The organism is Palleronia sp., assembly GCF_042089775.1.
In the GTDB taxonomy this organism is placed as follows: domain Bacteria; phylum Pseudomonadota; class Alphaproteobacteria; order Rhodobacterales; family Rhodobacteraceae; genus Palleronia.
Map to the genome: position 1 here is coordinate 1 of NZ_JBELKF010000188.1, position 3,567 is coordinate 3,567.

Consider the following 3,567-nt stretch of genomic DNA (forward strand, 5'->3'; position numbering starts at 1 on the left):
CTGTCGCCGGGGATGCTGGTGCCGGTGCTGAAGGACGTGAGCCAGCACCTGGGTGCCATCCAGATCAGCCGCGCCGCGATCACCGGCATCATCAAGCCGCACGGCCACCCGTTCAGCGTGACCGCCAAGGGCGGCGACCGCAGCAAGCTGCAGGTCCAGTGGCGCCTGATGACACCGTTCATCGTGGTGCTGATACTGACGGTGGTGGGGCTACTGCTTGGTCTCGTTTTCAACCGGTTCGCCTTCTACGACGCCGGCGACGGCAAGGCGGTGATCCTGTTCTGGACACTCTACAACCTGCTGGTGCTGAGCCTGGTGCTGATCGCCTGCATCGAGCTGCCGCGCCGCGAGCGGCATGTGGCCGATGCGCCCGAACGTGCCATCTTCGCCGCCGAGGGAGAGCCGCCGCGCCGCGTGTGGATGGCATCGCTGTCGCAGGAGATGACGCGCATCCGGGGCCGCGACTGGGGCGTCGGCACGACCGGCACCCTGCGCATTTCGGACGTCGGCGACATCGAGGCCAGCGTTGTCGAGCGCACCCCCGACGGCGTGCGCCTGCGGCTGCTGCCCGACGAGACCACCAGCGCCGCCCTGCTGCGCAAGCTCTACGCCGAGGGCGAGGCGCCAGGCGTGATGCAGGTCAACTCCGCCGCGATCGCGCGCGACCTCGCGCGCCGGCTGACCTTCGGACGGTCGGTCTGAGGCGCGGCCACGCGCCTCAGCGCCGTTGCGACTCGAGTCGGGCGAGCGAGGCCGACAGGCGCTGCAGTTCGGCCGAGGCGCGAATCTCGGCAGGATAATCCTCGTGCCCGTCGGCGATCCGCTCGGCGTTCCGGGCAAGCCGGCCGATCGGGCGAATGTAAAGCTGGATGAACAGCACCGTCGCAAGTGCGAAGATCGCCGTGGCGACGGTCAGTGCGACGGTGGTGGAGCGGATCAGGTCCCGCGCGGGCGTGGCGGGAAAGTCCGCCGGATCGATGCGCCCCACCAGACGCCAGCCGAAGGACGGCAGCGCGCCGAAGGTCACCGACGGCGTCACGGCGGTGAAATAGCGCATGCCGTCGGGCCAAATGTCGAATCCCGCCGTCTGCACGCCCGTCGCCGCCGCAGCCGACAGGCGCGGCAGATCGAAACTGTCGGGCAGGTCCGGGGCGGTTCCGATCATTACCTCGCCAGCGGGATTGACCAGAAGCAGGTCAAGCTCCATCCGCTCGGCCAGATCGGCGAGGTAGTCTTCAGCCCAGGCGGCGTTGATGTGGAAGCCCAGCACACCGACCACGCGACCGCCCGGCCCCTCGACCGGGGTGGCGAGGTCGAGGAAGCGCGGCGGCGCGGAATCCCCGGCTGCCATCAGGTCGGCGAGCAGCACGGCCTCGTGCATGTCGCCGGCGAAATCCTCCTGCAGACCCTGCTGGAACCAGGGGCGAGACGACACGTCACCGCCCTCGAGCAGGCCACCCGACGCGACGATGACCGTGCCGTCGGGCCGCGCGAACCCCGCCCACGAAACCCGCTGGTCCGGGCCGGCCGCCGCATCCAGCACCGGGGCCAGGCCCTCCGGGTCGAGCACGGCCACCTCGCGCGCGATCGCCGTCAGGTGCTGCCAGTCCTGCTCCAGTGCCCGCGCGAAGGCGGTCGAGACGCCGCGCGTGCGCAGGGTCACCGCCTCTTCCAGCGCTGCCTGCTGGAATGTGTCAATATGCTGACGCACCAGGACGTAGGTCGTGCCCGCAAAGATCGCGATGCCCGACAGGACGAGGCCCAGCAGGGCCCCGGGCAACGTGACGGGGGTGGTGGCGCGCTTGGGCATGCGGTCTCCATGGCAGACAGAGGTCGACAGGGTGCAGTTTCGTAGGGCAAGACCGTGGCATGTTTCCGGGCACGTTCCCAGCGGCGCTGCGCCGCAACCGATCACTCGATTGCGAGGTGAGGCCTAATTGAAACGCAGAGCGGTTCTGGGCCTGCTGTCGGCGGGGACGCTCGTCCGCACGGGCGGCCCCGGCGCGGCCGCCGGAACGAACGGGCCCGAGTGGCAGGACGCCTGGCAGGCGTGGAAATCGTTGTTTGTCACACCGGACGGCCGCGTGATCGACGCGCTTCAGGGCGACGCCAGCCATTCCGAGGGCCAAGGCTGGGGCATGCTACTGGCGGTGGCCTTCGACGACCGTGAGGTCTTTGCCCGCATGCTGGACTGGACAGAGGCGCACCTTGCGGTGCGGCAGGACGCGTTGCTGGCGTGGCGCTGGCGGCCAGGTGTCGGAATCGCCGATTTCAACAACGCGTCCGACGGCGACCTGTTCTTCGCCTGGGCGCTGCTACGCGCCGCACGCCGGTTCGACGCGCCGCACCTGGCCGATCGCGCAGCCGCCGTCGCCCGCGCGATCGACACGATCCTGGTCCGCGACGCGCCGGGCGGCGGATTGCTGCTGCGCCCGGCGGCCGAGCGATTTTCGGGGCCTGGTTACGAGATCGTGAATCCGTCCTACCTGATGCCGCGCGCGCTGCACGCGCTGGCCGCGGCCTTCGACCTTCCCCGGCTGGCGCGGGCTTCCGCCGACGGCGAAGCGCTGATGGGCCGGATCGCGGCGGACGGGCTGGTGCCGGACTGGATCACCCTGACCGAGGCGGGAATGCGCCCGCCTGATGTGTTGCCCGCTGCCTTCGGCTACGATGCGCTGCGCGTGCCGCTCTACCTGATCTGGTCGGGCCGCCTTGCGCATCCCGCAGTCCAACGGGCACGCGCGCTGTTCGACGATCCAAGCGGCGTTCCGGTCCGAGCCGAGCGGACGGGCAACGTGCTGGAACGCAGCGACGCGGCCGGCTACCGGGCGCTGGCGACGCTGGTGCGCTGCATCGGCCGCGCGGTACCGGCGGAACGCATGCCGCCCTTCTCGGCCGATCAATCTTATTATCCCGCGACGCTGCACCTGCTGGCCGCCGTGGCCGCCCATGAGGCGGCGGAGTTTTGTCTTCCAAATTGAGAGGGTGGTCACGACAACCGGGCTGCTTTGCCGGATCAGGAAGCCAGACAGTGGACTTCCACGTTTCATGCAGCGCTGAGCACTTCGACAGTTGCCGATGCGCAACATCCAGAAAATGTCGGCGAACCGCGCGGCACCGACGAGATCATGCGACGTTGACCGCATACCGAAACAACTCGAATTGGGGCAATCAGCCATGCGTTCTATTTTCCTGACCGTCACGATCGCATCCGCTTTCGCAGGCACGTCCGCTGTTGCCGGCGGCATCGCCGAGCCCGTGGTCGAACAGCCGGTAATTATCCCTGCTGCCGATCCTGTGCCGGTGAGCGACTGGACCGGGCCTTATGTGGGCCTTCAGCTTGGCACCGGCTCCGTCGACAGCGACGGTGCCGATGAAGTCGACATCAGCACGGCAGGTGTTCAGGCAGGCTACCTCTACGACATGGGGCGCTTCGTGCTCGGTGGCGAACTCGACTATGCGAACGTCAACTTCGACGACGATTCCACATTTGATGCCGATGGCAACATCGCCCGCCTGAAACTGCGCGCCGGTTACGACGCCGGCCGCGTGCTCCCGTATCTGACG

The 3,567-nt window shown here is 68.5% G+C and carries 3 protein-coding genes and 1 pseudogene; 3 read left to right on the forward strand and 1 reads right to left on the reverse strand.

Translation table 11 applies throughout. From position 1 onward, the window contains the following. Positions 1 to 702, forward strand: a pseudogene (locus tag ACFDS3_RS19670) (Curdlan synthase); the annotation flags it as partial. 16 nt (positions 703 to 718) lie between these two features. On the opposite strand, the gene ACFDS3_RS19675 reads toward ACFDS3_RS19670, so the two are convergent. Then, positions 719 to 1,810 carry a HAMP domain-containing protein gene (locus ACFDS3_RS19675; protein WP_375264033.1) on the reverse strand — a complete coding sequence of 364 codons (1,092 nt, stop codon included), beginning with the start codon at positions 1,808 to 1,810 and terminating at the stop codon, positions 719 to 721. Between the two features lie 127 nt (positions 1,811 to 1,937). Between ACFDS3_RS19675 and ACFDS3_RS19680 the strand changes: the two genes are divergently transcribed. Together ACFDS3_RS19680 and ACFDS3_RS19685 are read left to right on the forward strand one after the other, a co-directional pair. Further along, positions 1,938 to 2,981, forward strand: coding sequence for a glycosyl hydrolase family 8 (locus ACFDS3_RS19680; RefSeq protein WP_375264034.1), 1,044 nt, complete (start codon positions 1,938 to 1,940; stop codon positions 2,979 to 2,981). Between the two features lie 97 nt (positions 2,982 to 3,078). Continuing rightward, the coding region (locus ACFDS3_RS19685; protein ID WP_375264035.1) for an outer membrane protein at positions 3,079 to 3,567 on the forward strand (489 nt) is incomplete at its 3' end.

Coding starts and splice junctions, on each gene's coding strand:
- ACFDS3_RS19675 (WP_375264033.1), bottom strand. CDS start 1,810: ATGCCCAAGCGCGCCACCACCCCCGTCACGTTGCCCGGGGCCCTGCTG.